Genomic DNA, 26,971 nt, shown 5'->3' with positions numbered 1-26,971 from the left:
GGGCGAGTCATGAAGCAGGGGACGCAGACGCGCGGCGAACGGGCCGCCACGCAGGCGGGGCTCGTCGAGGTGGCGTTCGACCCGATCACCCGGATCGTCGGCAACCTCGGCATCTACACCAAGATCGACTTTGCGAACGGGCAGGTGGCCGAGTGCCGGAGCACCTCGTCCATCTTCCGCGGCTACAGCGTGTTCATGAAGGGCAAGGACCCGCGCGACGCGCACTTCATCACCAGCCGGATATGCGGCATCTGCGGCGACAACCACGCGACCTGTTCGGTCTACGCCCAGAACATGGCGTACGGGATCAAACCGCCGCCGCTCGCCGACTGGATCATCAACCTCGGCGAGGCCGCCGAGTTCATGTTCGACCACACGCTGTTCCAGGACAACCTGGTCTTCGTCGACTTCTGCGAGCGGATGGTCGCGGAGACGAACCCGAGCCTGCTGGCCACGGCGAAGAACACCGAGGCGCCGCGCGGCTCCGTCCACGGGTTCCGCACGATCGCCGACATCATGACGGCGTTCAACCCGTTCGAGGGCTCGGTCTACAAGGAGGCCCTCCAGCTCAGCCGCATCACCCGCGAGATGATCTGCCTGATGGAGGGGCGCCACGTCCACCCGTCGACCCTGTACCCGGGCGGAGTGGGGACGGTCGCGACGCCGCAGGTGTTCACCGACTACCTCGTCCGGCTGACGCGCTGCCTCGACTTCATCAAGCGGGCCGTCGCGATGAACGACGACATCTTCGACTTCTTCCTGGAGGCGCTGCCCGGCTACGACCAGGTGGGCCGGCGGCGGACGCTGCTCGGCTGCTGGGGCGCCTTCCAGAACCCGGACGTCGTCGACTACGACTACCGGCACATGTCCGAGTGGGGGCGGGCCGCCTACGTCACCCCGGGCGTCGTCGTGGACGGGCAGCTCGTCACGACGGACCTGGTCGAGATCAACCTCGGCATGCGGATCCTGCTCGGCAGCTCCTACTACGACGACTGGGCCAACGAGGAGACCTTCGTCAAGGAGGACCCGCTCGGCAACCCGATCGACCAGCGGCACCCGTGGAACCAGACGACGCTGCCGAACCCGCAGAAGCGCGACCTCAACGACGGTGGCAAGTACAGCTGGGTGATGAGCCCGCGCTGGCGCCACCCGGAGACCGGCGACCACCTCGCGCTCGACACCGGCGGCGGGCCGCTCGCCCGCCTGTGGTCGACCGCGCTGGCGGGGGAGGTGGACACCCCGTACGTCCGCTCCACCGGGCACAGCGTCCAGATCGACCTGCCGAAGACCCCCGGCATGCCGGAGGTCAACCTGGAGTGGACGCCGCCGCAGTACGCCAACACCATCGAGCGCGACCGGGCCCGCGTGTACTTCATCGCGTACGCGGCGGGGATGGCGCTGTACTTCGCCGAGAAGGCCCTCGACGAGGTCCGCTCCGGGCGCACGAAGGTGTTCACCGACTTCGACGTCCCGGACGAGGCGATCGGCTGCGGGTTCCACGAGGCGGTCCGCGGCGTGCTCTCGCACCACCTCGTCATCCGCGACGGCAAGATCGCCAACTACCACCCGTACCCGCCGACGCCGTGGAACGCCAGCCCGCGCGACTCCTACGGCACGCCCGGCCCGTACGAGGACGCCGTCCAGGGGCAGCCGATCTTCGAGGAGAACGGCCCGGACGACTTCAAGGGCATCGACATCATGCGGACCGTCCGCAGCTTCGACCCGTGCCTGCCCTGCGGCGTGCACATGTACGTCGGCAACGGCCGGACGATCGAGAAGCGGCACTCCCCGATGTTCGGCGCCCAGGAGGGCCACTGATGGGCTGGGACGACGAGCGCGTCCGCGAGCACGTCCAGCGCCTCGAAGGGCTGCTCGACGGGCTCGACCCCGGGGCGCACCAGGCCGTCCAGGCGCTGGTGGAGCTGTACGGGGAGGCCCTCGACCGGATCGTGCGGCGCTGCGCGGACGCCTCGGAGCTGGCCGGCGACGAGCTGGTCTGCCACCTGCTGGCCATGCACGGCCTGCACCCGGAGACGCCGGAGGCGCGGGTCCGGCGGGCCCTCGCCGCGCTGGAGGGGTTCCTGGCCAAGCACCGCACGTCCGTGGAGCTGACCGGGGTGGACGGGGACACGGTGCGGCTGAGGGCCGCGACCGAGGGGCGCGCCGCCGCGCCGCGCCCGGTGCTGGACGCCGTGGAGCGGGCGGCCCTCGCCGCGGCGCCGGAACTGGAGCGGGTCGAGATCGAGGCGCCCGCGCCGGAGAAGGTGCTGATCACCCTGGACCAGGTGCGGAGCCGCGCATGACGCAACGGCTCTCCACGCCGAGGCTGGCGGCGCTGGCCTCGGCTCCGCCGCGCCCGGCGCCGCCGCCGGGCGAGGCCGTGGAGCGGTGCGAGCTGTGCGCCGAACCCGTGCACGGCGCGCACCGGCACCTGCTCGACCTGGAGAAGGGCGAGCTGCTGTGCGCGTGCGGGGCGTGCACCGTCCTGTTCGACGGGCAGGCGGCGGGCGGGCGGCACTACCGGCTCGTCCCGGACCGGCGGCGCGAGCTGACCGGCTTCCACCTGGACGGCCCGCTGTGGGCGGGTCTCGGCGTCCCGGTCGACCTGGCCTTCTTCTCCGTCTCCGGGACGGGCGAGGTCACCGCCCGCTATCCGAGCCCGGCGGGGGCGCTGCACGCGGCCGTCCACGCCGGGAGCTGGCGGCGCCTGGTCGACGCCAACCCCGTCCTGGCGGAGCTGCGCCCGGACGTGGAGGCCCTGGTCGTGCACCGGGCGAGGGAGGCGGCCGAGCACTGGATCCTCCCGATCGACGACTGCTACCGGCTCACCGCCCTGCTGCGCGAGCACTGGACGGGCTTCAGCGGCGGCGGGGCCGTCTGGCAGCACCTCGGCGAGTTCTTCACGGAGTTGAGGGCGGCCCGGGCGGCCGCCGGGGAGAAGAGGGGAACACGATGATCAGAGTGGGGAAGCCCGACGTCAGTCCCGACAAGCCCTCGCACACGCGGGGCGTCCGCGAGGGCAACCGGACGGGCAACTACGACAAGCAGGTCGGGCACCTGCCCGACGGGACGTCCACCGCGGCCCGCTCGACGGGGATCAACCCGGAGACGCACGGCCCGATCCTCGACTCCATGCCGAATCTGTCACCGGCATGAGCGAGGCGGACCGGGGGGCGTGGGGGGTCGTCCCCCCGCAGGGAGACACAGCATGATGAGCGAGACACCGGAGCTCGGGCTCGACCTGCTCGGGATCGAGCCGGAGAGGTTCGCGGCGACGCCGACGCTGAGCCTGCGGATCGGGCTGCGGCGGCTGGACGGCGGGCCCGTCCAGTGCGTCCTGCTCACCACGACGGTGACGATCGCGGCGGCGCGCCGCGGCTACGACGACGCGGAGCGCGACCGGCTCGCCGGGGTGTTCGGCCCGCCGGAGATGTGGGACCGGTCGCTGCGCGGCCTGACCTGGGCGCGCGTCGGCGCGACCGTGCCGACGTTCCGGGGCGGGACGGAGGCGGCGCTGTCACTGCCGTGCGGGCACGACATGCAGGTCGCGGCCGACCGGTACCTGCACGCGCTCGGCGGCGGCGACGTCCCGCTCGACCTGGCCTTCAACGGCACGGTCTTCTACCCGGGCGAGGACGGCGCGCTGCGCACCGGGCAGATCCCGTGGCATCACGAGGCCACCGGCGACCTGCCCCTCCAGGTGTGGCGGGACCTGATGGGCCGCTACTACGGCACCGCCCGCTGGCTGCGGCTGGACGACGACTGCTTCGGCCGCCTGTCGGCGTACCGGGCCCGGCGCGCGCACTCCTCGTTCGACGACACCGTCGACGAGCTGCTGCGCCACGCCGAGAAGCGACGGGAGGAGGAAGAGTGGACCGCCTGAGGGCGATCGCGGACACCGTCCTCTACGAGGGGTACCTCCTCTGGCCGTACCGCCGGTCCGCCTTGAAGAACCGGCAGCGCTGGACGATCGGGGGCGTCTACCCGCGCGGCCACGCCGAGCGGAACGGCGACCGGTGGAGGGTTCACGCCGAGTTCCTCCTCGAAGCCGGCCCCGGCGCCGAGGTCGAGGTGACGCTGCGGTTCCTGCACGCGGTGCACCGCCAGGTGATGCACGGCGACACCCCCGTGGACGAGATCAGCACCGGGGACGAGACCCACACCACCTGGCAGGAGGCCCGCGAGCGCGAGCTCACCAGCGGCCCGATCGCGGTCGAGCGCCTCGTGCGCGCTCCCGTCCGGGTCCCCGTCGAGGTGGCCGCGGGCGCCGAGGAGGAGCCCGTGGACGGCAAGGCGCCGTGCGGAGGCGGCGGGGTGCGGTTCGTCCGCTCGTGGGAGCGGGTGCACGGGCGGGTCGAGGTCTCGGCCGTGCCCGCCGGGGACGGCGCGGTGCGGCTGCGCGTCGAGGTCGTCAACACCGGCGCCGCCGAGGAGCGCGAGGACGCCGTCCGCGCCGGGATGCTGTGCGCGCATGTCGTGGCGCGCACCGGCGGGGGCGCGTTCGCGTCCCTCACGGACCCGCCGGAGCGGCTCGCGGAGGCGGCCGCCGAGTGCGGCAGGGACGGGCTGTGGCCGGTCCTCGCGGGGGAGCCGGGAAGCCGCGACACCGTCCTCGCGGCGCCGATCGTCCTCTACGACTGGCCGCAGGTGGCGCCGGAGAGCCCCGGCGACCTGTTCGACGGGACGGAGATCGACCAGCTGCTGATCCTCAGCGTGCTCACCCTCACCGAGGAGGAGCGGCGGGAGATGGCGGCGACCGACCCGAAGGCGCGGCGGATCCTGGAGCGGTGCGGCGCGCTGTCGTCCGGTGAGCTGCTCGCGCTGCACGGCACGCTGCGGGATCCGCGGAAGGACGTCTGGTGAGCGGGGAGAGCGGCGACGCGGGCGGGCGGGAGGCGGCTCCGGGGAGCCGGGTCCGGCTGCGGCCCCGCGGGGGCGCGGACATCTTCGACCTGGCGCTCGTCGGCCGCACCGCCGTCGTCGAGCGCGTCGAGGAGGACATGGAGGGCGGGGTGCACCTGGTCGTCGCGCTGGACGACGACCCGGGCCGCGACCTCGGCCCCTACAACCAGCTCGGGCACCGCTTCTTCGTCCGGCCGGACGAGGTCGAGCCGCTGCCCGGGGAGGCGCCGTCCCGCACGGTCCTCGTCGCGGGGATCGGGAACGTCTTCCACGGCGACGACGGGTTCGGCGTGGAGGTCGTCCGGCTGCTGGCGACCCGATCGCTGCCGCCCGGCGTGGACGTCGTCGACTTCGGCATCCGCGGCATCGACCTGATGTACGCGCTCGGCGACGGCTACCGGGCCGCGATCCTGGTCGACGCGGCCGAGCGCGGCCACGCGCCCGGCACCGTGTCGCTCGTCGAGCCCGGCCCGGACGACTTCGGCGGCGTCGCCGTCGACGCGCACGGCCTCGACCCGGCGCAGGTGCTGCGGCTGGCCCGGGACAACGGTCCGGTCCCGCCGCGCATCCTGCTCGTCGCGTGCGAACCGTCGGCGCGGACCACGGACGCCACCTGGGAGATGAGGCTCAGCGCGCCGGTCGGCGCGGCGGTCGAGGAGGCCGCCGCGCTGGTCGAGCGGCTGCTGGCGGAGGAATTCACAGGGGAACTCGCACAGGAGGGAGCGGGGGGATGAGGAAGCGAACGTGCGGCGGCGCGGTCGCCGTCCGGGTGATGCTCGGGCTGGTGGCGGTCGGCGCGGTCGTGATGGTCCTCAAGGAGCTGCCGGCGATGCGCCGGTACCTCAAAGCCGAGTCGATGTGATCGGGGACGCGGAGCGGACGCTCATGACGACGATCGAGCGGCGGCTCGTCGGCCACCTGAAGGACGCGCACGCGCTCCAGGAGCACGCCGAGGCCGCGCTCAGCGAGATGCTGACCGCGGCGGCGGACGAGCCGGAACTGTGCCGGCCGCTCGGCCACTACGCCGAGCGGTCGCGGGCGTACACCAGGGCGATCGAGGCGCGGCTGCACGCGCACGGGGCCTCGCCGAGCGTCGCGCGCGACGCCGGGACGCTGCTCGCGTCGGTGCTGGAGGGCGGCATCGGCCACGGCCACCGCGACCCGGTCAAGCACATGCGGGACGCCTACGTCGCCGTCCACCTGCAGATCGCGTCGGGCGAGACGCTGCGGCGGCTCGCCGACCGCGCCGGGGACCCCGCGACGGCGGGGATCGCGGCGGCGATGTGCGAGGACGCCCACGCGATCTCGCACGAGCTGTCGGACCGCTGGGACCTCGCGGTGGACATGTCGCTGCGCGCCCGGCAGGCCCCGCCCGCGGGGGACGGCCGGTGACCGCCGCCGTGGCGGAGGTGTTCCAGCGGCGCGCGGAGCCGGGCGCGGCGCTCGCCGAGGAGGCGGGCGCCATCGCCGCCGCCTGCCACGCGATGGCGGCCCGCTTCCACCGCGGGGGGCGCCTGCTCACCTTCGGGACCGGCGCCGCCGCCACCGACGCGCAGCACGTGGCGGTCGAGTTCGTGCACCCGGTGATCGTCGGCAAGCGGGCGCTGCCCGCGCTGTCGCTCACCGGGGACGTCGCGACGCTCACCGGCGTCTGCGCCGGGGCGGGCTTCGACGACGCGTTCGCCCACCAGGTCCGCTGCTTCGGCGGCCCGGACGACATCGCGTTCGGGATCTCGCCGGACGGCCGCTGCGGCAGCGTGCTGCGCGCCATGGAGTGCGCGCGGGACCGCGGCATGCTGACGGTCGCGCTGGCGGGCGGGGACGGGGGAGCGCTCGCCGGGGCGGTCGACCACCTGGTCACCGTGCCGTCCGGCGACCCGCGCGTCGTGAAGGAGGTGCACGTCACCGCCTACCACGTGCTGTGGGAGCTGGTGCACGTGTTCCTGGAGCAGCCGGGCGTGCTCGGCCGGGAGGTGACGGCGTGACCGAATGCGCGGGCGACCACTGCGTGACCTGCGCGGACGAGGCCGTCCCGGTCGTCGTCGCGCGGCTCCTCGCCGACGGCCTCGCGGACGTGGACGTCGGCGGCGGCCGGATCGAACGGGTCAGCGTGGCGCTGGTGGACGCCGATGTCGGCGACACCGTGCTCGTCCACGCCAAGGAGGCGATCGGGGTCGTGACGACGTGACCGAGATGCTCTATCCCTTCCTGTACGCGGGCGGCTCGGGGCTGGACACCCTGCTGGAGGACGTGCGCCGCTCGACGCGCGAGAAGACCGACGAGATCGTCCGGCTGCGCGAGGCCGTCCTGGAGCAGTACGCCGAGGACCTCGCGGCCTGCGCCGCGCGGATGGCGGGCGCGTTCCGCTCCGGCGGCCGGCTCTTCACGTTCGGCAACGGGGGCAGCTCGACGGACGCTCAGGACGTCGCCTCGCTGTTCCTCAATCCGGGCGGGTCCGCGCGGCCGCTGCCGGCGCTGGCGCTGACGACCGACGTCGCCGTGGTCACCGCGCTGTCCAACGACGTCGGGTTCGAGGTGGTGTTCGCGCGGCAGCTCGCCGCGTTCGGGCGTCCGGGCGACATCGCGCTGGCGCTGTCCACCAGCGGGAACTCCGACAACCTGATCGCCGCGCTGCGGGAGGCGGCGCGGCGCGGGATGACGGTGGTCGGGCTCGCCGGATACACCGGGGGGCAGATGGCGGAGACGCCCGGCCTGCACCACCTGTTCACCGTCCCGTCGTCGTCGGTGCACCGCGTCCAGGAGGCGCAGACGACGATCTACCACGCGCTCTGGGAACTGACGCAGCTCGAACTGGCGGGGGAGGCCTTCTGATGTGCCTGGCGATACCGGGCGAGATCGTGGAGATCATGCCGGACCGCCCGGTGGCGACGGTGGACGTGACCGGCGTCCGGCGGGCGGTGAACACCGCCCTGCTCGACGGGGAGCGGCTCGCCGCCGGCGACTGGGTGCTGATCCATGTCGGATTCGCCATGTCCAAGATCGACGAGGACGAGGCGAGGGCGACGCTGGCGCTGCTGGAGGGCCTCGGCGAGGCCTACGACGACGAGATCGACGCGCTGCGGGAATCGAGGATCGACTGATGCGCTTCGTCGACGAGTACCGGGACGCGGAGCGGGCGAGGGTCCTCGCGGCCTCGATCGCCTCGCTGTGCGAGCCCGGGCGGCACTACAAGTTCATGGAGGTGTGCGGCGGCCACACGCACACCATCTACAAGCACGGCCTGGAGGACTACCTGCCGGAGAGCATCTCGCTGGTGCACGGTCCGGGCTGCCCGGTGTGCGTGATCCCGATGGGGCGGGTGGACGACGCGATCCACATCGCGTCGCAGCCGGACGTCATCATGGCGTCGTTCGGGGACATGATGCGGGTGCCGGGCGGCCGGGGGTCGTTCCTGGACGCCAAGGCCGCCGGCGCGGACATCCGCATGGTGTACTCGCCGCTGGACGCGCTGAGGATCGCCGAGCGGAACCCGTCGCGGCGCGTGGTGTTCATGGGGATCGGTTTCGAGACGACCGCGCCGTCCACCGCCATGACGGTGCTGCGGGCGGCCGCGGCGGGGGTCGGGAACTTCTCGGTGTTCTGCAACCACGTGACGATCCTTCCGGCGATCAAGGCCATCCTCGACTCGCCGGACCTGCGCCTGGACGGCTTCCTCGGCCCGGGCCACGTGTCGACGGTGATCGGCTGCCGGCCCTACTCGTTCATCACCGACGACTACGGGAAACCGCTGGTCGTCGCCGGGTTCGAGCCGCTGGACATCCTGCAGTCGGTGCACATGCTGCTGGCCCAGCTCGCCGAGGGCCGCTCGGAGGTCGAGAACCAGTACGGGCGGGTCGTCCCGTGGGACGGCAACCCCCGGGCGCTGGAGGCGATCTCCAGGGTCATGGAGCCGCGGCCGTACTTCGAGTGGCGCGGCCTCGGCTTCATCTCGCACTCCGCGCTCCGGATGAAGGAGGAGTACGCCGCCTTCGACGCCGAGCGCGTCTTCGAGATCCCCGGCGGGCGGGTCGCCGATCCGAAGGCGTGCCAGTGCGGCGAGGTGCTCAAGGGCGTCCTGAAACCGTGGGAGTGCAAGGTCTTCGGGACGGCCTGCACCCCGGAGACGCCGATCGGGACGTGCATGGTCTCGTCCGAGGGCGCCTGCGCCGCGTACTACAACTTCGGCCGCTTCACCCGCGAGCGGATCGGCAAGGCGGGCCGGGCGGGGGAGCCCGGCGGGGTCAGGGAGGCCGTGCGATGACCGTCCGCGAGGAGCAGGTCCTGGAACGCATCGAGCGCGCGCGGGGCCGCAGGGCGCGGCTCCGCGAGGACACGATCACGCTCGCGCACGGCTCCGGCGGCAAGGCCACTCACACGCTGGTCGAGGCGGTGTTCCGGGAGGCGTTCGCCAACCCGCTCCTGGACCGCATGGACGACTCGGCGCTCTTCAGGGTGAACGGCGCCGACCTCGCCTTCACCACGGACTGCCATGTCGTGTCGCCGCTGTTCTTCCCCGGCGGCGACATCGGCGACCTGGCCGTCAACGGGACGGTCAACGACCTCGCCGTCTGCGGCGCGAGGCCGCTGCACCTGTCGGCGGGGTTCATCCTCGAAGAGGGCTTCCCCGTCGCCGACCTGCGCCGCGTCACCGAGTCGATGCGGCGCGCGGCGGACGCGGCGGGCGTCGACATCGTCACCGGCGACACCAAGGTCGTGGAGCGCGGCAAGGCCGACGGCTGCTTCGTCACCACGGCGGGCGTCGGGGTCGTGCGGTCCCGGCTCGCGGGGGAGGTCCGCCCCGGGGACGCCGTGCTGGTGACGGGGCCGATCGGCGAGCACGGTGTCACGATCATGCTGGCGCGCGGCGAGCTGGAGCTGGAGGCCGACGTCGTCTCGGACACCGCGCCGCTGACCTGCCTGCTCGCGGACCTGGCCGACGCCTGCCCGGGGGGCCTGCGCCGGATGCGGGACGCGACCCGGGGCGGGGTCGCGACCGTCCTCAACGAGCTGGCGTCGGACGCCGGGACGGCCGTGGTGGTGGAGGAGGACGCGATCCCCGTCCGGCCCGCCGTCCGGGGCGCCTGCGAGCTGCTCGGGATCGACCCGATGTACGTCGCGTGCGAGGGCCGCGCCGTGGTCGTGGTCGCCCCCGAGTGCGAGCGGGACGCGCTGGCGGCGCTGCGGGCCCACCCGCTGGGCGAGGAGGCCGCCGTCATCGGCCGCGTGACCGACGACCCGTCCGGGCTCGTGCTGCTGAGGACGGCCTTCGGCGGCACCCGCATCGTCGACCTCCTGGTCGGGGACCCGCTGCCGCGCATCTGCTGACGCGCGGCGCTCCCGGCCGGCGACCAGCGGGCCGGGACCGCGTTCCGCGACGGCGGAGACGGGATCACGGCGGCGACCGCCAGGAACGGCCGGCCGTGATCGCCGCGACCCCGGCCGTCCCCGAAGGACCCGTGGACCGTCTCGGGCCGCGACCGCTTTTCCGGCGGTCCTGGACGCCCCATCGCGACGCCGGAAACGTCGGCGGCGGAAAATGGCGGAGCGCGGGCGGACACGGGGCGTGAGCCACTCGGGAAGTGTCCGCACGCCGGCCATCGCATATCTCGCCGCTCAATGCGCGCCCGCGGAATCCGCACATCGAGCATTACTCGGGAAGGGCAGGGGCGGCCGGCGACGGTGACGCGGACGGCGTCCACCGGGCGACACCGGCCGCCGCCGCATAGGCCCTTCTTCCACCACTTCGGAAGCATCCGGCGGGCGGGTGAACGAGGAGTAACAGGGCGCTGTGCGGGGCCGGCACGCCTCCGGCGCCGGGGCGAGAAGGCCGGCTCGGGCGGGCGCGAGGGGCCGATGGGGAATGTGAGACTCCTGCGACCTGCGGTTTTCAGGATCTGTTGAGGTTCGTTTGAGCTTCTTCGCGAGGGGTGCGGGTACTCGCGGGCCATGACAGGGGAGTCATGCCGACCCATCTTCGTGCTCGGGTGCCCGCGCTCGGGGACCACGCTGCTCCAGCAGATGCTGCACTCGCACCGGCGCATCGCGTTCCCCTCCGAGACACGGTTCGTGCATGTCTCCTACGACATCCGGCACCGGTTCGGGGACCTGGAACGGGCGGAGAACCGGCGCGCGCTGGCCGAATGGATCACCGGCGGGGAGGGCACCAAGTTCCGGGTGCTGCGGCTGGACGCCGCCGCCGTGGTCGAGGAGATCGTGCAGGGGCCGCCGACGCTCGGGTCGGCGATCGCCGCCGTGTTCCGCGCGTACGCGCGCCAGCACGGAAAGCAGCGCTGGGGGGACAAGCGGCCGAGCTATTTCCGCCGGGTGCCGATGCTGCGGCGGATGTTCCCCGACGCCCAGTTCATCCACCTCGTCCGGGACGGCCGCGACGCGGTGAGCTCCCTGGTGCGGATGCCGTGGTTCGACGGCGACATCCACACGGCCGCGCTGACGTGGCGGGAGGCGGTCGACATGGGCGCACGCCTCCGGACACGGCTCGGGCCGGAAACGTTCTACGAGTTCCGCTACGAGGACCTGGTCGCCGACCCCGAGGACGCCCTGACGAGGCTGTGCGCCTTCCTCGGCGAGGAGTACGACCCCGCCATGACGACGGCGTACCGGCACGCGCGGAGGACGGTGCCGACGACGCGCAAGTGGCATCTGGGCACGCACGAGGCCGTCAACGGCCGCCAGGTGGGCGCCTGGCGCCACCGGCTGGAGGCCTGCGACGCGGACCTCGTCCAGCACGTGCTCGCGTCCCGGCTGCGGATCCACGGCTACGCGATCACGGAGGGGACGCGTCCGGCGGCGGCGCCGCTCGTCAGATTCCACCGCCTCGCGGTGTACCGCTGGCGGGCGCGGCAGACGCAGACCCTCCGCGAGCGGCTCGCGGAGCGGCGCGAGCCCAACCCCGTGGTCTCGCGGCTGAACGGTCCGGTAAGCGTGTCCTGACAGACTGAGGGCGGGGACTGAAGGGACAGGTGGCCCTTGCCTTCAGGTAAGGCACTCTCGGCCATGCCGCACGGGACCGGGTCGAAGGGTTGTCCGAAACTCTCCTGGAACATGCCCGGTTCGCGGCCGTCGCCGGGGGGCGCCCGGGCCGGCCCGGTGGGGGAACGGCGCAGGTGGCGTGCCGCCGGAAGTCGCGCGGGGGAGGACGTATCGGTGGGGCGCGCGGGAACGGCGTGCCGCGCCCGCGGGCGTTGGGCCCTTATCGGAAGTGGTTACTGGTAAGTAACTTATCGCCGTTTTTACCGTACCACTGACTCGGTTTACAGGACGGAGACACCTCCGTGTCCGATCGTTCACATGCGGATCGAGACACGCCAACCATTTGGCTGTATCTTGCGTGTTGCTCGTCTTCCGTTACCAATCGCGATTGTTTCGATGATCCTCTGACATAAGGAGGAGTGGCGGTGTCCCGATCGGAAATAATTTCCCACGACGAGCTGCAATCGTGGCTTCTTGACAAGATCGCCTTCTACCTCGACAGGCCTGTGGAAAACATCGATCCCGGGGTCGAACTCGCCCGTTACGGGGTCGACTCGGTGTACGCGATCAGCATCATCAGCGACATCGAGGACCACCTGCAGGTGGAGGTCGACGTGGCCGAGGCGCGGCGCCGGGAGACCGTGGCCGACCTCACCGACTACCTGCTCGACCTCGTCGCGTGATGGCCGGCCGGCCCCCCGAGGTGGGCGGCGCCGGCGCCGCCGGGCCCGCCATGGTGGTGCTCGGCGACAGCGTGGCCGAGGGCCAGGACGATCCGGACCCGGCCGGCGGGTGGCTCGGCTGGGCCGGACGACTGGCCCTTCACCTGGGGATCCCCCGCGAGGAGATGCTCAACGCCTCCGACCCGGGCGCTACGGTCGAGGACGTGGTCCGCGACCAGCTGCCCGCCGTGCGCGGGCTGGCGCCGCGGCTGGTGGTGCTCGGCTGCGGCATGAACGACGCGCTGCGCGGCTTCGAGCGGGAGGCCGCGGCGCGCCGGCTGGCGGAGCTGTTCGGCTGGGCCCGCGGGCGCGGCGCGGTCGTCCTCGCCATCCCGGTGCCGCGGCCGCCGCTGCTGGACATCACCCCGATCTCGCAGTTCCGCAAGAAACGCACGGTGCAGCGAATTCACGACTTCAACGCCGAACTCGACCGGGTGTCGCGCGAGTTCGGAATGGTGTTCCCGGAACGGGAGACGGTGGCGACGGTCGCCGATCCCGCGATGTGGAGCGCCGACGGAATCCATCTGAATCCGGATGGGCACGCCTATGTCGCGAAAGTGATGGCGCAGATTGCGGCAAGCCTGCTCGGCGAGCGGGTGAAATGAGTTCCGGGGGCCGATCCGGCAGTCTGGGAGACTGATGAAAAGAGCACATTCCGTCGCCCGCGCACTCCGTTCGCCGATGCTGCCGTTCCTCGCTCCCGTACTGGTGGTGCAGGCATGGCGGACGGTGCGGCGGACACCGCGGCTGGACCCGGCGACCGGGGACGAGCAGGGCTTCGTCGCCGGCGCCGACCCCGGGCGGGGCCCCGCCTTCCGGGTCATGGTGATCGGCGAGTCCACCGCGGTGGGCGTCGGCGCGTCCCGGCACGCCGAGGCGCTGCCCGGCTTCCTGGCGCAGGAGCTGGGCGAGCGGCTCCGGCGCAGCGTGGCCTGGTCGGTCTCCGGCCGGAACGGCGCGACGGCCCGGAGCATCATCGGCGGGCTCGTCCCGCCCGCGAACGGCTCCGCGCCGAACCTGGTCGTCGTCACCACGGGCATCAACGACCTGCTCAGGCGGCGTCCCCTGCGCCGGTGGGCGGCCGACGTCACCGAGCTCGTCGCCCTCGTGCGCGGCCGGTTCCCGGAGGCGACCGTGCTCGTCGCCGGGATGCCGCCGGTGCACCGGTTCCCCGCCCTGCCGCGGCCGCTGCGCTCGGTCCTCGGCGCGCGGGCGCGCGCCATGGACCGGATCACCCGGGACGCGGCGGCGGCGGGCGGCGCCGTCCACGCTCCCATGGACGAGGCGATGGCCCGCGACCGGCGGCTCTTCGCGGCCGACGGCTTCCACCCGTCGGCGGCGGGCTACCGCGCCTGGGCGCGCGACCTCGCCCGCACCGCCGTCGCCGCCGCTCCCGCCCCCGGACCCGCCGCTCCCGCGGACGAACCCGGCGACCCGCCACAGGGCACGCCCCCCGCCGGAGCCGTCCCGCCGAGGACGGCCGACTGACGACACGGCAAGCGAAAGGGAGCAGCCGGATGACGGTTCCCGGAACGTTCCGATCAGCGGTGGAGGCCAAGGACCTCGCCGCGATCACCGATGCGCTGGACCCCGGCATCGAGTTCCGCAGCCCGGTGATGGTGAAGCCCTACCTGGGGCGCGACGCCGTCGCCGCCCTGCTCGGCGTCCTGCTGGAGGTCTTCGAGGACTTCCACTACACCGACGAGCTGGTGGGCGTCCCCTCGGGCGGGACGAACGGCGCGGGCCCGCCCGCGCAGGCCCTGGTCTTCAGCGCCAGGGTGCTGGGCAAGGACCTCCAGGGGCTGGACCTGCTCAGGTTCGGCGAGACCGGGCTGGTCACGAGCCTGACCGTCATGGTCCGCCCGCTGCCCGCGGCGATGACGCTCGCCCGGGTGGTCGGCAGGCGCATGGAGGATCCGACCGGCGCCGACGACGCGGGGGGCCCGTCCGGCGACACCGCGCAGCCATAGGGAGCCGACCCGCACAGGAGTCGCGGCCCGCGAACCCGAAGGCGCGACCCACACAAGGGAGTCGAAGGAAAAATGGATAGCAAGGTCCCCGCACACCCCGTGCACCCTGCCCGCCCCGCTCACTCCGCCACCGGGGCCCACGCCGAGAACTCCGTCCACCCCGCGCGTTCCGTCCACCCGGGCCATTCCGAGAACCCCTCGTCCGAGAACCCCGCGGCGGCGACCCCCGGGTCCGAGAGCCCCGCGCCCGAGCGGCCCGCCTCGGGAGGCTCCGCGCCCGGACGGCCCCCGGGCGAGCGGCTGGCGCCGGCGCACCGGATCGCCGCCGACCTGGACGGCTACCTCGGCGACCCGATGGACGACGAGGCCGGGCCGTTCTCCTACAAGGCGATCGTGGAGGCGGAGGAGCGCGACGAGCTCCCCCCGGGCGCGGTGGACGCCGTCCGGGCGTGGGGCTTCCCGAAGTACCTGGTGCCGAGCGGGCTGGGCGGGCGCCTGACGACGCTGGAGGAGCTGTTCTTCGTCACCCGCGGCATCTCGCGCCGCAGCGTCACCGTCGCGGTCATGTACGGGTCCGGGTTGCTGGCGGTCAACCCGGTGTGGCTGTGGGGCGACGCGTGGCAGCGCAGGACGGTGGCGGACGGGGTGCTGCGCGGGGACCTGGCCTGCTTCGGCGTCTCGGAGGCCGACCACGGCAGCGACGTGATGGCGTCGGAGTCGGAGGCCGACATCCAGGGCGACGAGCTGGTGCTGACCGGGGTGAAGTGGCCGGTCGGCAACGCCACCCGCGGGCGTTTCGTCACCACCTATGCGAAGACCGGTCCGCGCGACTTCTCCCTCATCCTGGTCGACAAGCGGGAACTCGACCCGGCGGCGTGGTCGACGCTGCCTCCCGTCCGGACGGTGGGGCTGCGCGGCCACGACCTGTCCGGCGTCGCGTTCTCCGGGGCGCGGCTGCCCGCCGAGCGGGTGATCGGGCGGCGCGGCTCTGGGCTCGTCCAGACGCTGAAGACCCTGCAGATCACCCGGACCGCGATCGCGGCGCTGTCGGTCGGGACGATGGACGCGGTGGTGCGCATCGGGATGGAGTACGCGCGCCAGCGCACCCTGTACGGATCGGACATCTACCGGATCCCGGTGATCCGCGACCATCTGGTCAAGGCGCACCTGGACCTGCTGATCGCCGAGTGCGTGGCGATCCCGGTGGCGCGCTGCCTGACGGTCGCGCCCGGCCGGCTCAGCCTGTGGTCCTCGATCGTGAAGTACTTCGTGCCCGTCCTCGGCGAGGAGGTCGTGGCCAGCATCGGGACCGTGCTCGCCGCGCGCGGCTACCTGCGCGAGGGCGTGGCGCACGGGGTGTTCCAGAAGCTGCAGCGCGACCACGCGATCGCGAGCATCTTCGAGGGCACCACGCACGTGAACCTCGCCAACGTCGCGGGCCAGCTGCCCTTCCTGATCGACCCGCCGGCGGAGACGGGCCGCGAGGACGAGCTGCTCGCCGACCTGTTCGGCTGGACGCGGACGCCGCCCGCCTGGGACCCCGACGGCCGCCAGCTCCAGCTCACCAACGAGGGGCGCGACGAGATCGGCCAGCGGTTCGAGGAGATCTCCGAGGAAATGCTGGCGGCGGCGAACGCGCACGCCGCGCCCGGCGTCGCGGCCGAGCTGAAGGACCTGCTGTCGGCCATCGGCGCCCTGCGCGCCAGGATCGAGGAGGGCATCCGCGCGAACGAGGGCGACACCTCCTCCGTCGCGGCGCTGACGCGGGCCAGGCGGTACTGCGAGCTGCACGCGATGACGTCGTGCATGCTCACCTGGCTCCACAACCGGGAGGTGTTCGGCGGGGCGTTCGAGGACGGCCAGTGGCTCGTCCTGTGCCTGCAGCGGCTGCTCCAGCGGGCGCAGCCCGACACCGTCCTGTCCGAGGACTTCCTCCCGCCGCTGGAGGACGCGATGTTCCGCGGCGAGGGCGACCGGCGCTGGTTCTCCCTGCTGTCCCTGTCCTCGCTCCCGCTCTCCCGGCTCCTCTCGCCCGAGGACGGCTGACACCATGGCCGGGCCACCGGAGACGACGAGAGATTTCGTGTCGCACGTCCGGGAGAACATCCGGACGCACGGCGACGCCCGCTCCTTCACCTTCATCAGCGAGGAGCCGGGGCGCCGGTACAGGGAGAACGTGCTCGGCTTCGCCGACCTGGACCGCAAGGCCCGCGCGCTCGGCTGCCGCCTGGAGGCGCGCGGCCTACGGGACCGGGCGGTCCTGCTCCTCTATCCGGAGGGGCTGGAGTTCCTGGCGGCCTTCCTCGGCTGCCTGTACGCGCGCGTCATCGCCGTCCCGGCCCCGCTCCCGGACCTGGACGCGGGGCGCTTCGGCCGCACCCGCCGGATCATCGAGGACGCCGACGTCGCGCTGATCCTGACCGACACCGCCCACCGCGACACCCTCGACGCGTGGCTGTCGGCCGCCGGGCTGAAGGGGCGCGTGCACTGCCTGGACACCCAGGCGGGCAAGGACACCGACGCCGGCGACTGGTCCCCTCAGCGGTCCGGCCCGGACACGGTCGCCTTCCTCCAGTACACCTCCGGGTCGACCAGCGAGCCCAAGGGCGTCATGGTCACCCACGGCAACCTGCTGGCCAACGGCGAGGAGATCAAGCGCCGCATCGAGGGGTCGGACGCCACCGTCGGCGTCGGCTGGGTGCCGCACTACCACGACATGGGCCTGGTCGGTCAGTTCCTCCAGCCGCTCTACCTCGGCTGCCGGTACGTGTTCACCTCGCCGATCACGTTCATCAAGCGGCCCGTGCTGTGGCTGGAGCTGATCACCCGGTACCGGGGGACGATCACCGTGGCGCCCAACTTCGGGTACGAGCTGGCGCTGCGCCGCGTCACCGACCGGCAGATGGAGGGCCTCGACCTGTCGTCGCTGACCGTCGTGAAGAACGGCGCGGAGCCCGTCCGGGCCGCGACGCTGGAGGCGGTGGCCGAGCGGTTCGCCCCGGTCGGGTTCCGGCCCTCGATGTGGATGCCGTGCTACGGGATGGCCGAGACGACCCTGCTCATCACCGGCGCGCCCCTGGGCGGCGGCCCGGTCGTCCGCGACTTCGACGCCGGGGCCCTCGCGCGGAACGAGGCCGTCCCCGCGGACGAGCAGGGCCTTCCCGGCGAGGGCCCCGCCCGGGGCGGCGTCAGGCGGCTCGTCAGCAGCGGCCGTCCCGTCACCCTGGACGTCCGCGTCGTCGACCCCGACACCCGCGCCGAGCGGCCGGACCGGCGCGTGGGGGAGATCTGGGTGCGCGGGGGCAGCGTCGCCCGCGGCTACTGGGGGAGCCCCGAGCAGACCGAAGCGACCTTCCGCGCCCGCACGTCCACCGGGGAGGGCCCCTTCCTGCGGACGGGCGATCTCGGCTTCACCGCCGACGGCGAGCTCTACGTCACCGGGCGGATCAAGGACCTGATCATCGTCAACGGCCGCAACATCCACGCGCACGACATCGAAGAGGTGGCCCGCGCATCCCATCCGGCCGCCCTGCTCGGCGCCGCCTTCGCGATCGACGCCGCCCTCGACGCCGACCTCGGCCCGCCCCCGCCGGGCGGCCGGCCCGGCGGGGGCGCGGCGGTCGACGCGAGCCGGGAGCAGGTCGTCGTCATCCAGGAGATCAGCACCCGCGCGGCCGCCGGGACGCCCCTGGAGGAGGTGGCCTCCGCCGTCAGGACGCGGGTGGCCCGCACGTTCGAGCTGCCCGCCGTCAGCGTCGTGCTGGCCGCGCGGGGCTCGGTCAGGCGGACGACCAGCGGGAAGATGCAGCGCCGGCTGACCCGCGAGGCGTTCCTGACCGGGAAGATCACCGAACTCGCGGCCGACCTCGAACCGGGCGTCGCCGGGCTCCGGGAGGCGCCCGCACCGATCGACGCTGACCAATCCTAGTCAACATGATGACTAATCATGTCGTTGTCTGCTAACGTCGGGCATCACCCTGAGTCAAGGCGGGGAGAGAAGGCCGATGGCGCTACGTCACGCTGTGCTGGCGGCGCTGCTCGACGGCGAGTACAGCGGTTACCAGCTGGCAAAGATCTTCGATTTGTCGGTCTCCAACTTCTGGCACGCCGTACCGCAGCAGCTCTACTCGGAGCTGTCGAGGTTGGAGACGGAAGGTCTGATCAGCGGGCGGCAGATCATCCAGCACGATCGACCCAACAAGCGCGTGTACACCGTCACCCAGGCGGGCGTCGACGAGCTCGAACGGTTCGCCGTGACCCCCGCCAAGCCAGGGATCATCCGCGAGAACCTGCTCGTCATGGTGCAGGCCGTGGACCACATCTGCGCCGACTCCGTCATCGCGCAGCTGGAGGACCGGGCGGTGGCCTCGGCGGCCAAGGTCGAGGTCTTCGAACGCACCCTCAAGCACCTGCGCGGCGACCAGGACGAGGAGTCCTTCCTGCGCACCGGGTCCCCTCTCGGCCCCTACCTCACGTGCCTGCGCGGACGCCGCTTCGAGCAGGAGAACTACGCGTGGTTCACCAGCACCGCCCGGCTGCTGCGAGCCCGGGCGGGCACCCGGTCCGAGGGGAGCGGCCCGCCATGAGGCGGCCGCGTCCCTCGCACGCCGTGCCACCGCCTGCCCGGACAGCGGCGGCACCGGCACAACCCCCCCACGCCCACCTCAGCCTCGCACCCCGGCAGGGCTGGAATCGGGCGGCACGCCTTAGTCAAGGAGGCGTTCATGATGTCGGGCGACCACCACACCATCGAACTCCCTAGCACCCCACTCCCGAGCCACCTGACCACCACCGCGTCGCCGGTCGCGCCGCCGAACGGCGCCGCGCCGAACGGGCTGCGGGGCCTGGACGAGCCGCCGGCGGTCCTGCTCGGCGAGCTGACGCTGCCCGCCGAGCGGGAGTCCGTGCCCGCGGCGCGGCGCTTCAGCAGGTCCGTCAGCACCGCGTCCGGCATCGGGCACATCGCCGACGACGCCGAGGTCCTGGTGTCCGAACTCGTCACCAACGCCGTCCGGCACGCGCCGGACGCCGGGGGCGCGCTGTGCCTGCGGCTGCTGCGCGCCGGCGCCCGGCTCCGCATCGAGGTGCACGACCAGAGCGCCGCCGTCCCGACGGCGCGGCCGGTCGACCTCATGGAGGAGACGGGGCGCGGCTGGTTCCTCGTCGCGGTGATGGCCGACGGGCACGGCACCGATCACACCGCCTCCGGCAAGGCGGTCTGGTGCGAGGTCCGCGCCTGGCCGCGGGACGAGCACCCCGGCCACTGAGCCTCTCCCGCGCACCCCGGTACGGCGATGGGAGATGCCATGCCTGCTGACGCCATGCCCGCCGACAAGTGGCCCGCCGACAGGTGGCCCGCCGAACAGCGGCCCTCCGACCAGCCGCCCCTCGGGCAACCGGCCGCCGACCAGCGGCCCGCCGACGGGGGGCCTATCGACCGAAGGCCCGCCGACCCGGGGCCCGGCGACCACCGGCCCGCGGGGGAGCCCGCCGGCCGGCGGCCCGCCGATCCCCGCCGTCCCCCCGACTACTACCGGGAGGACGGGCGGCGCGCCACGGCCGAGGAGGCCCAGCGGCTGCTGCTCGACGTGCGGGGACGCCTGCTCGCGCAGGACGTCATCCGCGTCGGCGCCGTCGTCGTGGTCGTCTCGACCTGGTTCACCGTGATCGACCTCGGCATCGCGGCGAACGGAAGGCCGCTGCTGTGGCAGACGATCGTGTCCGACCACGCGATGCACGCCGACATCGGCCAGTACACCGCGCGGGACAAGGCCCTGCGCGGGCACGCCCAGGCCGTCGCGATGATCACCAGTCGGCTGCGCGGCCTGGTCGCCCGCGCGGCCCTGGACGAGGCCCGCCCCTGACCCCGCACCCCTGACACACGGGCCGCCCCGGCGCGCACACGCCGGCGGCGCGGCCCGGCCCCGGCTAGAGGTAGTGATCTCGATGTCCCGCACGACACCCCGCGACGACGCGTCCGGCAGAAGGCCCCGGCGCCGGCATCCCATCCGGCTGCGGATCACGGCGCTGCTGCTGGTCCCGCTGGTGTCCCTCATCACCCTGTGGGCGTTCGCCGCGAACATCACGCTCGGCGACGCGTTCGACAAGTACGACTTCTCCACGACGTACGAGAAGGTGGGCCTTCCCGGCATCTACCTGGTGAACCAGCTCCAGGCGGAGCGTTCGCTCAGCGTCGTCGCGCTCAGCACGCGCGACCCCGCGGACCGGCAGAAGCTGGGCGGGCAGCGCGCCCGGGTGAGCGCCGTGGACAAGGCGTTCCGCTCGACCGCGCTGTCGCCCGAGGCGAGGGACGCGGCCGAGCCGGCGACCAAGCGGCGGCTCGCCGACGCGGTCAGGGCGCTGGACCGGCTGCCGCAACTGCGCGCCCGGGTCGACTCGGGCCGGGTCCAGCCGCTGGAGGTCATCAACTCCTACAGCGTCCTGCTCGACCAGGTCATCAAGGTCTTCGACGGCCTGGTGACCGTCAACGACGTCGCCATCTTCACCCAGGGCCGGGCGCTGATCGGCATCGGCAACGCCCGCGCCTACATGCTGCGGGAGGACTCGCTCGTCACCGCGGCGATGGCGCGCAACGGGCGGCTCACCTCCGCCGAGCACACCGCGTTCGTCCAGTGGGCCGCGGAGGGGCGGCGCGAGTTCGAGGCCGGGCTCGCCGACCTCAACGAGCGGATCCGCGGGCCGCTCGCCAGGCTCGCGGCGTCCCCGGAGTTCCAGCGGTACCGGGCGGCCGAGGACGCGATCGTCAACGCGCGCGGCGACCGGCTGCCGCCCGAGGCCGCGGACTGGCAGGCCACCACGCAGCTGCTGTCCCAGGCGTGGGCGCAGAAGGTCACCGAGGCGAGCCTCGCGCTCAACGAGATGGCCAAGCCGATCGGTGAGCGGATCATCATGCGGCTCGTCCTGGCGGGCGGGTTCGGACTGCTCGCGGTGGTCGCCTCGATCGTGCTGTCGCTGCTGGCCGCGCGCAGCCTGTCGCGGGAGCTGCGCGGGCTGCAGCGCGCCGCGCTCAAGCTCGCCGAGGACCGGCTGCCCGGCGTCGTCGCCCGGCTGCGGCGCGGCGAGGAGGTGGACGTGGACGCCGAGGCGCCGCCGCTGGTCATCGGCAGGTCCCGTGAGGTCGCGCGCGTCGGCGACGCCTTCACCAAGGTGCAGCACACCGCGATCGAGACCGCCGTGCGGGAGTCCTACCTGCGGCAGGGCATCAGCCGCGTGTTCCTCAACGTCGCGTGGCGCAGCCAGTCGCTGCTGCACCGCCAGCTGCGGATGCTGGACGAGATGGAGCGCGACGCCTCCGACCCGAAGGTGCTGGAGGACCTGTTCCGCCTCGACCACCTCACCACCCGCATGCGCCGCCACGCCGAGGGCCTGGTCATCCTGTCCGGGACGTCCCCGGGACGGGGCTGGAGCCGGCCGGTGCACGTCGAGGACGTGCTGCGCGCCGCGGTCGCCGAGGTCGAGGACTACACGCGGGTCGAGATCGTCGTGGTGTCCGGGCAGGCCGCGGTGATCGGCGAGGCCGTCGCCGACATCATCCACCTGCTCGCCGAGCTGATCGAGAACGCCACCGTGTTCTCGCCCGCGCCCACCGAGGTGCTCGTCCGCGGCGAGATGGGCGCCAACGGGTTCGCCGTCGACATCATCGACCGCGGCATCGGGCTCGACCAGTCCGAACTGGACGCGCTGAACCTGAGGCTGGCGCGGCCGCCCGAGTTCGACCTGGCCGTCACCGACCGGCTCGGACTGTTCGTCGTCGGCCGGCTCGCCGGCCGGCACGGCATCAAGGTCGCGCTGCAGCCGTCCCTGTACGGGGGCGTCAGCGCCGTCGTGCTGATCCCGCGCCAGCTGATCGTGGACGCCGACCAGCCCGAGGACGAGGACGGCGCCGTCCAGGCGGGCCCCGTCCAGCAGCGGGGCGCGGCGGCGGCGAACGGGTCGATGCGCGCATGGCCCACGCCTCCGGCGCCGTCGTCCACCGCGACGCTCAACGCGCCGGTGTACGACATCGCCCCCGCCGAGGACGCGGCGTCGACCGACACGGCGCCCAACAGGGCAGTGCCCGAAAGTGCGGTGCCCGAAAGTGCGGTGCCCGGCCACCCGGTGCCCAACGGCAGGGCGCCCCACGCCCCGGGGCCGGCCGGTGAAGCGGTGCCGCCAGAGACGCCGGTGTCCTTCCCGCAGTGGAAGAGCGAGGAGAAGCCGGACCAGAACGTGGCGGTGGGGTTCGACGACGGTGACCAGACCCCGACGTCGTTCGGGACCCCACCGCCGCACGGTCCGCCGCCGACCGACGCCACGCGTCCGTTCCAGGCCGCGGGTCCCCGCCCCGCCTACGGCGGCGGTTCCTACGGCGGAGGCGCCGGCCGGTACGCGGCGCCCGCGTCGTTCGGCGAGACCTCGTTCGGGGGAACCCCGTTCGGGGACGCGGGGACGGCCGGCGGCGGGCGCGCCCCGCTGCCGCGCCGGGTGCGCGGCGGGAGCCTGGCGCCCCAGCTGCGCGACGCCGGCGCCTACGAAGACACCGGCTCCTACGAGGAGACCGGCCCGTACGGAGAAGAGCCCGCCACCGGCGACGCCATCGCCGCCTGGGAGGAACGGTCGGCGGAGGCGTCCCGGGACCTGTTCGCGTCGCTGCAGGCGGGCTGGCTGCGCGGCCGGGACGAGGACGAGGCGCCCGAAGGACCCGCGGACGGCATGGAAGGAAGATCATGACCTATCAGGGAGCGGCCGCCGAGCTGAACTTCCTCCTCGACGACCTGGTCGACCGGGTCCCGCAGATCCGGAAGGTGGTCGTGCTGTCCCGGGACGGGCTCGTCATGGGCATGTCGCGGGGCGTCGGGCGCGAGGACTCCGAGTACCTGGCGGCCCTCGCCGCCGGGTTCCACAGCCTCGCCGTCGGGGCGCGCCCGCAACTGGACTCCGGCGAGATCCGGCAGACGCTCGTCGAGATGGACAAGGGCCTGTTCTTCGTCGTCCCGGCCGGGGCCAACAGCTGCCTCGCGCTGCTCAGCGAGGTCGGAGCCAACGCCGGCCTCGTCGCCTACGAGATGACGATGCTGGTCAAGCGGGTCGGCAGGCAGCTGTCCACCGGACTCAGGCAGGGCGCGCCCGGGCCCGGACACCGGTGACCCGCCATGGACCCCAGTGACGGGCCCGGCGCTCCCCGGGGTCCCGGCAGGGAACGGTGGCTCGACGCCGCCGCCGGGCCGATCGTCCGTCCCTACGCGGTGACGCGCGGCCGCACCCGGCCGAGCGGCGAGCCGCTCGACATCGTGGCGATCCTCGTCGCGACCGGGCGGCCGCCGCCCGAGCCCGGCCGGCTCTCGCGCCAGCAGCGCAGGCTGCTGGCGCTGTGCCGGCGCCCGCACGCCCTCGCCGACCTCGCCTCGGACCTGAACCTGCCCTTCGGCGTGATCCGGGTGCTGGCCGGCGACCTGCTCGACTCCGGCCTCCTGGAAGTCCAGCGATGGTCCCCGGCGCCGTCGCCGTCCGGGCCGTTCGGCCCGGTGACCGCGCTCCAGCCGCACAACGACCCGAACCTGCTCAGGAGGGTGCTCGATGAACTCCGCGCGCTCTGACGCCCCGCCCCCCGCCACCGCGGAACCGGACGAGCCCGACGACCGGGCGGACGGTCCGCGCGTCGCGCTGAAGATCCTCGTCGCCGGAGGGTTCGGCGTCGGGAAGACGACCCTGGTCGGCGCCGTCAGCGAGATCCGCCCGCTGCGCACCGAGGAGGCGCTGACCGACGTGAGCGTCGGCGTCGACGACCTCGACGGCGTGGCCGCCAAGTCCACCACGACCGTGGCGATGGACTTCGGCCGCATCACGCTGCGCGACGGCGTCGCCATCTACCTGTTCGGGACGCCCGGCCAGGAGCGGTTCTGGTTCATGTGGAACGAGCTGTCGCGCGGCGCGCTCGGCGCGGTCGTGCTCGCCGACACGCGGCGGCTCATGGCGAGCTTCGCCTCGATCGACTACTTCGAGCGCAAGGGCACGCCGTTCGTCGTCGCCGTCAACTGCTTCGACGACGCCGACCGCTACGAGGCGCCCGAGATCCGGACGGCCCTGGACATCGACCCCCACGTGCCCGTCCTGCTGTGCGACGCGCGCCGGACGGGGTCGGCGAAGGAGGTGCTCGTCTCGCTGGTCGAGCACGCGCTGCGGCTCGCGGGCGGCACCCGGCACGCGTGACCGCCGCGCGGCCGCGCGTCACCCCCCGGATCCGCCGGTCTCGCCCCCGCCGTCCCCCTGGTCCTCGTCCGCCGCGCTCGGCGGCCCCATGACGATCTCGTCCACCGCGACGTCGTGGCCGTCCGCGCACCTGACCTGCGCCGTCACGCGCTCGCCGCAGCGGGCGTGCGTCAGCATGACCTGGCGGCCCTCCTCGTGGGGAAGGTAGGTCTCGCCCCACTCCATGAGGCTGACGAGGGTCGGCGCGAGGTCCAGGCCCATCTTCGTCAGGTGGTACTCGTACCGCGTGCGCTGCCCCGGCTCCTGGTAGGGCTCCCTGGTGAGCAGGCCGGCGTCGACGAGGTGGCGCAGCCGCGCGGTGACGGCCGACTCGGTCATGCCGAGGTTGCGCACGAAGTCGCCGAATCGGTTCGTCCCGAAGAAGGCCTCGCTGAGCACCAGCACCGCCGACGGCGGGCCGAGCGCGGCGAGCGTCCTCGCGACCGGGCAGTTCTGCATCGACCAGGCGTCGCGGTCGGCGAAGTGCCCTTCCAGTGAGATTGTCACCCTTCCACTATAAACCTGCTGACTTTGCTTGACCAAAGTCAGGGGGCTCGCTAGCCTCCCTGACTATGGTGGAACAAAGTCAGGTGCGCGGCGCGGGCCGGGTCCGCAGGGGACCGGTGCTCGCGGTGCTCTCCGTCGCCTCCTTCATGGCGGGCCTCGACCTGTTCATCGTCAACGTGGCGTTCACCGACATCGGCCGCGACTTCGCCGGGGAGTCGATGGCCGACCTGTCATGGGTGCTCAACGGATACGCGATCGTGTTCGCCGCCCTGCTGGTGCCGCTCGGCCGGCTCGCCGACCGCTACGGCCGCAAGGCCGGCCTCCTGCTCGGCCTGACCGTCTTCACCCTCGCCTCCCAGGCCTGCGCCGCCGCCCCGTCGCTGTGGTGGCTCGTCGCCTTCCGCGTCCTTCAGGCCGCGGGCGCCGCGGCGCTCATCCCCACCAGCCTCGGGCTGCTGCTGTCGGCGTTCCCGGCGGAGCGGCGCGGCGGCGCGGTGCGGATCTGGTCGGCGGCCTCGGCGATCGCCGCCGCGGCCGGGCCGGCGGTCGGCGGCGTCCTCGTGGACGCCTCCTGGCGCTGGGTGTTCGAGGTCAACGTCCCCATCGGGATCGCGGCGGTGCTGCTCGCCGCCCGGCTCGTCCCCGACTCGCGCGAAGGCGTGACGGCCCGCGTCCCCGACCTGCTCGGGACCGCCGTCGCGACCGCCGCGATCGCGCTGCTGGCGCTCGGCGTCGTGAAGATCAACGACTGGCCGGGGGAGCGGACGGTCCTCGTGGCCGCCGCCGCGCTGCTCGGCCTCGCCTGGTTCTGGCTGCGCTCCCTGCGCCACCCCGCGCCGGTGATCGAGCCCGCGCTGCTGGCCGTCCGCACGTTCCTCTGGTCCAACGCCGCGGTCCTGCTGTTCACCGTCGCGTTCGCCGCCAACCTGCTGCTCGGCGTGCTGTGGATGCAGCAGGTCTGGCACTACTCGCCGATCCGCACCGGGCTCGCCGTCGCGCCCGGCCCCCTGATGGTCCCCGTGATGGCGCTCGTCGCCGGACGCCTCTCCGCGCGCGTCCCGGTCGGGCTGATCACCGCGGTCGGGTGCACGCTGTGCGCGTTCGGCGTCGTCCTGATCGCGATGAGCCTGGGCCCGGCGCCGGCCTACGCCGCCGAGATGCTGCCCGGCTGGCTCGTCGGCGGGACGGGGGTCGGGCTCGCCCTGCCCACCATCCTGTCCGCCGCCGCCGTCGAGCTGCCGCCCCACCGCTACGCGACGGGCAGCGCCGTGGTGAACATGAGCCGGCAGATCGGCGCGGTGCTCGGCGTGAGCCTCGCCGTCGCCGTCCTCGGCACCCCCCACGGCTACCCGGACGCCCACACCGCCTACGTCCACGCCTGGCTGATGGTCGGCGCGTTCATGGTGATCGCAGCGATCGCCGCCCTTGGCATGACCCCGCGCCGGCTCCGGCCGTCCCGTCCCGTCCCCGAGCCAGAAACGGAAGTGATCGCCCGCGCCTGACACCCCTCCTTGACACGGGAAACGGGCGAAGCCTTGACCCGGACCGCGAGGCCCGGTTCGTCCGTACCCCGCACGACGTCGCGCACGACCCGCGGCTCCGCGCCCTGCCTGGTGATGGTCATCGTGACGC

General features: G+C 73.3%; 31 protein-coding genes. 30 read left to right on the top strand and 1 reads right to left on the bottom strand.

Translation table 11 applies throughout. The annotated features are described in order from the left end of the window. Nucleotides 1-9 precede the first annotated feature (9 nt). The 29 genes from AB0C69_RS02300 to AB0C69_RS02160 all read left to right on the top strand — a co-directional run bounded on the left by AB0C69_RS02300 (nucleotide 10) and on the right by AB0C69_RS02160 (nucleotide 24,793). On the top strand, nucleotides 10-1,818 hold the full coding sequence (locus tag AB0C69_RS02300; protein WP_345173439.1) for a nickel-dependent hydrogenase large subunit: 1,809 nt from the start codon (nucleotides 10-12) through the stop codon (nucleotides 1,816-1,818). Continuing rightward, on the top strand, nucleotides 1,818-2,303 hold the full coding sequence (locus tag AB0C69_RS02295; protein ID WP_360348659.1) for a hypothetical protein: 486 nt from the start codon (nucleotides 1,818-1,820) through the stop codon (nucleotides 2,301-2,303). The genes AB0C69_RS02300 and AB0C69_RS02295 overlap by 1 nt, the downstream gene beginning before the upstream one ends. Next, nucleotides 2,300-2,956 (top strand): DUF5947 family protein, encoded by a 657-nt coding sequence (locus AB0C69_RS02290; protein ID WP_353834674.1) that lies wholly within the window; start codon nucleotides 2,300-2,302, stop codon nucleotides 2,954-2,956. Before AB0C69_RS02295 ends, AB0C69_RS02290 begins: the two co-directional genes overlap by 4 nt. Continuing rightward, on the top strand, nucleotides 2,953-3,156 hold the full coding sequence (locus AB0C69_RS02285) for a hypothetical protein (RefSeq protein ID WP_345173444.1): 204 nt from the start codon (nucleotides 2,953-2,955) through the stop codon (nucleotides 3,154-3,156). Before AB0C69_RS02290 ends, AB0C69_RS02285 begins: the two co-directional genes overlap by 4 nt. Before the next feature lie 52 nt (nucleotides 3,157-3,208). Then, nucleotides 3,209-3,883 carry a DUF6084 family protein gene (locus tag AB0C69_RS02280; protein ID WP_353834673.1) on the top strand — a complete coding sequence of 225 codons (675 nt, stop codon included), beginning with the start codon at nucleotides 3,209-3,211 and terminating at the stop codon, nucleotides 3,881-3,883. Beyond that, a complete protein-coding gene (locus AB0C69_RS02275; protein ID WP_360348654.1) occupies nucleotides 3,871-4,863 on the top strand; it encodes a hypothetical protein in 993 nt (330 codons plus the stop codon). The genes AB0C69_RS02280 and AB0C69_RS02275 overlap by 13 nt, the downstream gene beginning before the upstream one ends. After that, the gene (locus AB0C69_RS02270; protein WP_360348651.1) at nucleotides 4,860-5,636 is read left to right on the top strand and encodes a hydrogenase maturation protease; all 777 of its coding nucleotides are present in this window, start codon (nucleotides 4,860-4,862) and stop codon (nucleotides 5,634-5,636) included. Before AB0C69_RS02275 ends, AB0C69_RS02270 begins: the two co-directional genes overlap by 4 nt. Beyond that, nucleotides 5,633-5,764, top strand: a complete 132-nt coding sequence (locus AB0C69_RS02265) for a hypothetical protein (RefSeq protein ID WP_345173450.1) — start codon at nucleotides 5,633-5,635, stop codon at nucleotides 5,762-5,764. Before AB0C69_RS02270 ends, AB0C69_RS02265 begins: the two co-directional genes overlap by 4 nt. Nucleotides 5,765-5,787: 23 nt before the next feature. Further along, nucleotides 5,788-6,294 (top strand): DUF892 family protein, encoded by a 507-nt coding sequence (locus AB0C69_RS02260; protein WP_360348648.1) that lies wholly within the window; start codon nucleotides 5,788-5,790, stop codon nucleotides 6,292-6,294. Further along, nucleotides 6,291-6,887 carry an SIS domain-containing protein gene (locus AB0C69_RS02255; RefSeq protein WP_360348645.1) on the top strand — a complete coding sequence of 199 codons (597 nt, stop codon included), beginning with the start codon at nucleotides 6,291-6,293 and terminating at the stop codon, nucleotides 6,885-6,887. The genes AB0C69_RS02260 and AB0C69_RS02255 overlap by 4 nt, the downstream gene beginning before the upstream one ends. Continuing rightward, nucleotides 6,884-7,090: a HypC/HybG/HupF family hydrogenase formation chaperone gene (locus AB0C69_RS02250; protein WP_345173455.1), complete on the top strand. Its 207-nt coding sequence runs from the start codon at nucleotides 6,884-6,886 to the stop codon at nucleotides 7,088-7,090. Before AB0C69_RS02255 ends, AB0C69_RS02250 begins: the two co-directional genes overlap by 4 nt. Nucleotides 7,091-7,095: 5 nt before the next feature. Continuing rightward, nucleotides 7,096-7,734, top strand: coding sequence for an SIS domain-containing protein (locus AB0C69_RS02245; protein ID WP_345173618.1), 639 nt, complete (start codon nucleotides 7,096-7,098; stop codon nucleotides 7,732-7,734). Beyond that, complete coding sequence (locus AB0C69_RS02240) at nucleotides 7,734-8,003, top strand: HypC/HybG/HupF family hydrogenase formation chaperone (protein WP_185032181.1); 270 nt, start codon at nucleotides 7,734-7,736, stop codon at nucleotides 8,001-8,003. Before AB0C69_RS02245 ends, AB0C69_RS02240 begins: the two co-directional genes overlap by 1 nt. Continuing rightward, complete coding sequence (gene hypD, locus AB0C69_RS02235) at nucleotides 8,003-9,163, top strand: hydrogenase formation protein HypD (RefSeq protein ID WP_360348642.1); 1,161 nt, start codon at nucleotides 8,003-8,005, stop codon at nucleotides 9,161-9,163. The genes AB0C69_RS02240 and hypD overlap by 1 nt, the downstream gene beginning before the upstream one ends. After that, entirely contained in the window at nucleotides 9,160-10,227 is a 1,068-nt protein-coding gene (hypE, locus tag AB0C69_RS02230) for a hydrogenase expression/formation protein HypE (protein ID WP_360348639.1), read from the top strand. Before hypD ends, hypE begins: the two co-directional genes overlap by 4 nt. Nucleotides 10,228-10,848: 621 nt before the next feature. Next, nucleotides 10,849-11,853, top strand: coding sequence for a sulfotransferase (locus tag AB0C69_RS02225; RefSeq protein WP_360348636.1), 1,005 nt, complete (start codon nucleotides 10,849-10,851; stop codon nucleotides 11,851-11,853). A gap of 464 nt (nucleotides 11,854-12,317) precedes the next feature. Continuing rightward, nucleotides 12,318-12,575, top strand: a complete 258-nt coding sequence (locus AB0C69_RS02220) for an acyl carrier protein (RefSeq protein WP_345173620.1) — start codon at nucleotides 12,318-12,320, stop codon at nucleotides 12,573-12,575. Beyond that, nucleotides 12,575-13,219: an SGNH/GDSL hydrolase family protein gene (locus AB0C69_RS02215; RefSeq protein ID WP_360348633.1), complete on the top strand. Its 645-nt coding sequence runs from the start codon at nucleotides 12,575-12,577 to the stop codon at nucleotides 13,217-13,219. The genes AB0C69_RS02220 and AB0C69_RS02215 overlap by 1 nt, the downstream gene beginning before the upstream one ends. A gap of 34 nt (nucleotides 13,220-13,253) precedes the next feature. After that, a complete protein-coding gene (locus AB0C69_RS02210) occupies nucleotides 13,254-14,102 on the top strand; it encodes an SGNH/GDSL hydrolase family protein (protein WP_360348630.1) in 849 nt (282 codons plus the stop codon). A gap of 29 nt (nucleotides 14,103-14,131) precedes the next feature. Next, nucleotides 14,132-14,584 (top strand): nuclear transport factor 2 family protein, encoded by a 453-nt coding sequence (locus tag AB0C69_RS02205; RefSeq protein WP_345173466.1) that lies wholly within the window; start codon nucleotides 14,132-14,134, stop codon nucleotides 14,582-14,584. A gap of 72 nt (nucleotides 14,585-14,656) precedes the next feature. After that, nucleotides 14,657-16,630, top strand: coding sequence for an acyl-CoA dehydrogenase family protein (locus AB0C69_RS02200; protein ID WP_360348626.1), 1,974 nt, complete (start codon nucleotides 14,657-14,659; stop codon nucleotides 16,628-16,630). A 4-nt stretch (nucleotides 16,631-16,634) separates the two neighbouring features. Continuing rightward, complete coding sequence (locus AB0C69_RS02195) at nucleotides 16,635-18,512, top strand: fatty acyl-AMP ligase (protein ID WP_360348623.1); 1,878 nt, start codon at nucleotides 16,635-16,637, stop codon at nucleotides 18,510-18,512. A 76-nt stretch (nucleotides 18,513-18,588) separates the two neighbouring features. After that, nucleotides 18,589-19,170: a PadR family transcriptional regulator gene (locus AB0C69_RS02190; RefSeq protein WP_345173471.1), complete on the top strand. Its 582-nt coding sequence runs from the start codon at nucleotides 18,589-18,591 to the stop codon at nucleotides 19,168-19,170. A 138-nt stretch (nucleotides 19,171-19,308) separates the two neighbouring features. Further along, nucleotides 19,309-19,851, top strand: a complete 543-nt coding sequence (locus tag AB0C69_RS02185; protein WP_345173472.1) for an ATP-binding protein — start codon at nucleotides 19,309-19,311, stop codon at nucleotides 19,849-19,851. 39 nt (nucleotides 19,852-19,890) lie between these two features. Beyond that, nucleotides 19,891-20,448: a hypothetical protein gene (locus AB0C69_RS02180; RefSeq protein WP_360348619.1), complete on the top strand. Its 558-nt coding sequence runs from the start codon at nucleotides 19,891-19,893 to the stop codon at nucleotides 20,446-20,448. A gap of 82 nt (nucleotides 20,449-20,530) precedes the next feature. Then, nucleotides 20,531-23,314: a nitrate- and nitrite sensing domain-containing protein gene (locus AB0C69_RS02175; protein ID WP_360348616.1), complete on the top strand. Its 2,784-nt coding sequence runs from the start codon at nucleotides 20,531-20,533 to the stop codon at nucleotides 23,312-23,314. Beyond that, a complete protein-coding gene (locus AB0C69_RS02170) occupies nucleotides 23,311-23,730 on the top strand; it encodes a roadblock/LC7 domain-containing protein (RefSeq protein WP_185032209.1) in 420 nt (139 codons plus the stop codon). The genes AB0C69_RS02175 and AB0C69_RS02170 overlap by 4 nt, the downstream gene beginning before the upstream one ends. A gap of 6 nt (nucleotides 23,731-23,736) precedes the next feature. Beyond that, nucleotides 23,737-24,180, top strand: a complete 444-nt coding sequence (locus AB0C69_RS02165; protein WP_345173477.1) for a DUF742 domain-containing protein — start codon at nucleotides 23,737-23,739, stop codon at nucleotides 24,178-24,180. After that, nucleotides 24,161-24,793, top strand: coding sequence for an ATP/GTP-binding protein (locus AB0C69_RS02160; protein ID WP_360348611.1), 633 nt, complete (start codon nucleotides 24,161-24,163; stop codon nucleotides 24,791-24,793). Before AB0C69_RS02165 ends, AB0C69_RS02160 begins: the two co-directional genes overlap by 20 nt. Nucleotides 24,794-24,811: 18 nt before the next feature. On the opposite strand, the gene AB0C69_RS02155 is transcribed toward AB0C69_RS02160, so the two are convergent. Then, nucleotides 24,812-25,339, bottom strand: coding sequence for a helix-turn-helix domain-containing protein (locus AB0C69_RS02155; RefSeq protein ID WP_360348608.1), 528 nt, complete (start codon nucleotides 25,337-25,339; stop codon nucleotides 24,812-24,814). Between the two features lie 65 nt (nucleotides 25,340-25,404). Here AB0C69_RS02155 and AB0C69_RS02150 point away from each other — a divergent pair, with 65 nt between their 5' ends. After that, nucleotides 25,405-26,841, top strand: coding sequence for an MFS transporter (locus AB0C69_RS02150; RefSeq protein ID WP_360348605.1), 1,437 nt, complete (start codon nucleotides 25,405-25,407; stop codon nucleotides 26,839-26,841). Nucleotides 26,842-26,971: the final 130 nt, after the last annotated feature.

It is taken from the genome of Actinomadura sp. NPDC048032 (assembly GCF_040653175.1).
GTDB lineage: Bacteria > Actinomycetota > Actinomycetes > Streptosporangiales > Streptosporangiaceae > Spirillospora > Spirillospora verrucosospora.
The sequence above is the reverse complement of the archived record's forward strand: the minus strand, read 5'-3'. Positions and strand labels throughout refer to the sequence as shown.

Bases quoted from the DNA above. Each gene is read 5' to 3' on its own strand.
- AB0C69_RS02205 (WP_345173466.1), top strand. From the start codon at position 14,132: ATGACGGTTCCCGGAACGTTCCGATCAGCGGTGGAGGCCAAGGACCTC.
- AB0C69_RS02175 (WP_360348616.1), top strand. From the start codon at position 20,531: ATGTCCCGCACGACACCCCGCGACGACGCGTCCGGCAGAAGGCCCCGG.
- AB0C69_RS02285 (WP_345173444.1), top strand. From the start codon at position 2,953: ATGATCAGAGTGGGGAAGCCCGACGTCAGTCCCGACAAGCCCTCGCAC.
- AB0C69_RS02300 (WP_345173439.1), top strand. From the start codon at position 10: ATGAAGCAGGGGACGCAGACGCGCGGCGAACGGGCCGCCACGCAGGCG.
- AB0C69_RS02245 (WP_345173618.1), top strand. From the start codon at position 7,096: ATGCTCTATCCCTTCCTGTACGCGGGCGGCTCGGGGCTGGACACCCTG.
- hypE (WP_360348639.1), top strand. From the start codon at position 9,160: ATGACCGTCCGCGAGGAGCAGGTCCTGGAACGCATCGAGCGCGCGCGG.
- AB0C69_RS02170 (WP_185032209.1), top strand. From the start codon at position 23,311: ATGACCTATCAGGGAGCGGCCGCCGAGCTGAACTTCCTCCTCGACGAC.
- AB0C69_RS02200 (WP_360348626.1), top strand. From the start codon at position 14,657: ATGGATAGCAAGGTCCCCGCACACCCCGTGCACCCTGCCCGCCCCGCT.
- AB0C69_RS02195 (WP_360348623.1), top strand. From the start codon at position 16,635: ATGGCCGGGCCACCGGAGACGACGAGAGATTTCGTGTCGCACGTCCGG.
- AB0C69_RS02190 (WP_345173471.1), top strand. From the start codon at position 18,589: ATGGCGCTACGTCACGCTGTGCTGGCGGCGCTGCTCGACGGCGAGTAC.
- AB0C69_RS02185 (WP_345173472.1), top strand. From the start codon at position 19,309: ATGATGTCGGGCGACCACCACACCATCGAACTCCCTAGCACCCCACTC.
- AB0C69_RS02215 (WP_360348633.1), top strand. From the start codon at position 12,575: ATGGCCGGCCGGCCCCCCGAGGTGGGCGGCGCCGGCGCCGCCGGGCCC.
- AB0C69_RS02160 (WP_360348611.1), top strand. From the start codon at position 24,161: ATGAACTCCGCGCGCTCTGACGCCCCGCCCCCCGCCACCGCGGAACCG.
- AB0C69_RS02180 (WP_360348619.1), top strand. From the start codon at position 19,891: ATGCCTGCTGACGCCATGCCCGCCGACAAGTGGCCCGCCGACAGGTGG.
- hypD (WP_360348642.1), top strand. From the start codon at position 8,003: ATGCGCTTCGTCGACGAGTACCGGGACGCGGAGCGGGCGAGGGTCCTC.
- AB0C69_RS02295 (WP_360348659.1), top strand. From the start codon at position 1,818: ATGGGCTGGGACGACGAGCGCGTCCGCGAGCACGTCCAGCGCCTCGAA.
- AB0C69_RS02265 (WP_345173450.1), top strand. From the start codon at position 5,633: ATGAGGAAGCGAACGTGCGGCGGCGCGGTCGCCGTCCGGGTGATGCTC.
- AB0C69_RS02290 (WP_353834674.1), top strand. From the start codon at position 2,300: ATGACGCAACGGCTCTCCACGCCGAGGCTGGCGGCGCTGGCCTCGGCT.
- AB0C69_RS02240 (WP_185032181.1), top strand. From the start codon at position 7,734: ATGTGCCTGGCGATACCGGGCGAGATCGTGGAGATCATGCCGGACCGC.
- AB0C69_RS02165 (WP_345173477.1), top strand. From the start codon at position 23,737: ATGGACCCCAGTGACGGGCCCGGCGCTCCCCGGGGTCCCGGCAGGGAA.
- AB0C69_RS02225 (WP_360348636.1), top strand. From the start codon at position 10,849: ATGACAGGGGAGTCATGCCGACCCATCTTCGTGCTCGGGTGCCCGCGC.
- AB0C69_RS02260 (WP_360348648.1), top strand. From the start codon at position 5,788: ATGACGACGATCGAGCGGCGGCTCGTCGGCCACCTGAAGGACGCGCAC.
- AB0C69_RS02280 (WP_353834673.1), top strand. From the start codon at position 3,209: ATGATGAGCGAGACACCGGAGCTCGGGCTCGACCTGCTCGGGATCGAG.
- AB0C69_RS02210 (WP_360348630.1), top strand. From the start codon at position 13,254: ATGAAAAGAGCACATTCCGTCGCCCGCGCACTCCGTTCGCCGATGCTG.
- AB0C69_RS02150 (WP_360348605.1), top strand. From the start codon at position 25,405: ATGGTGGAACAAAGTCAGGTGCGCGGCGCGGGCCGGGTCCGCAGGGGA.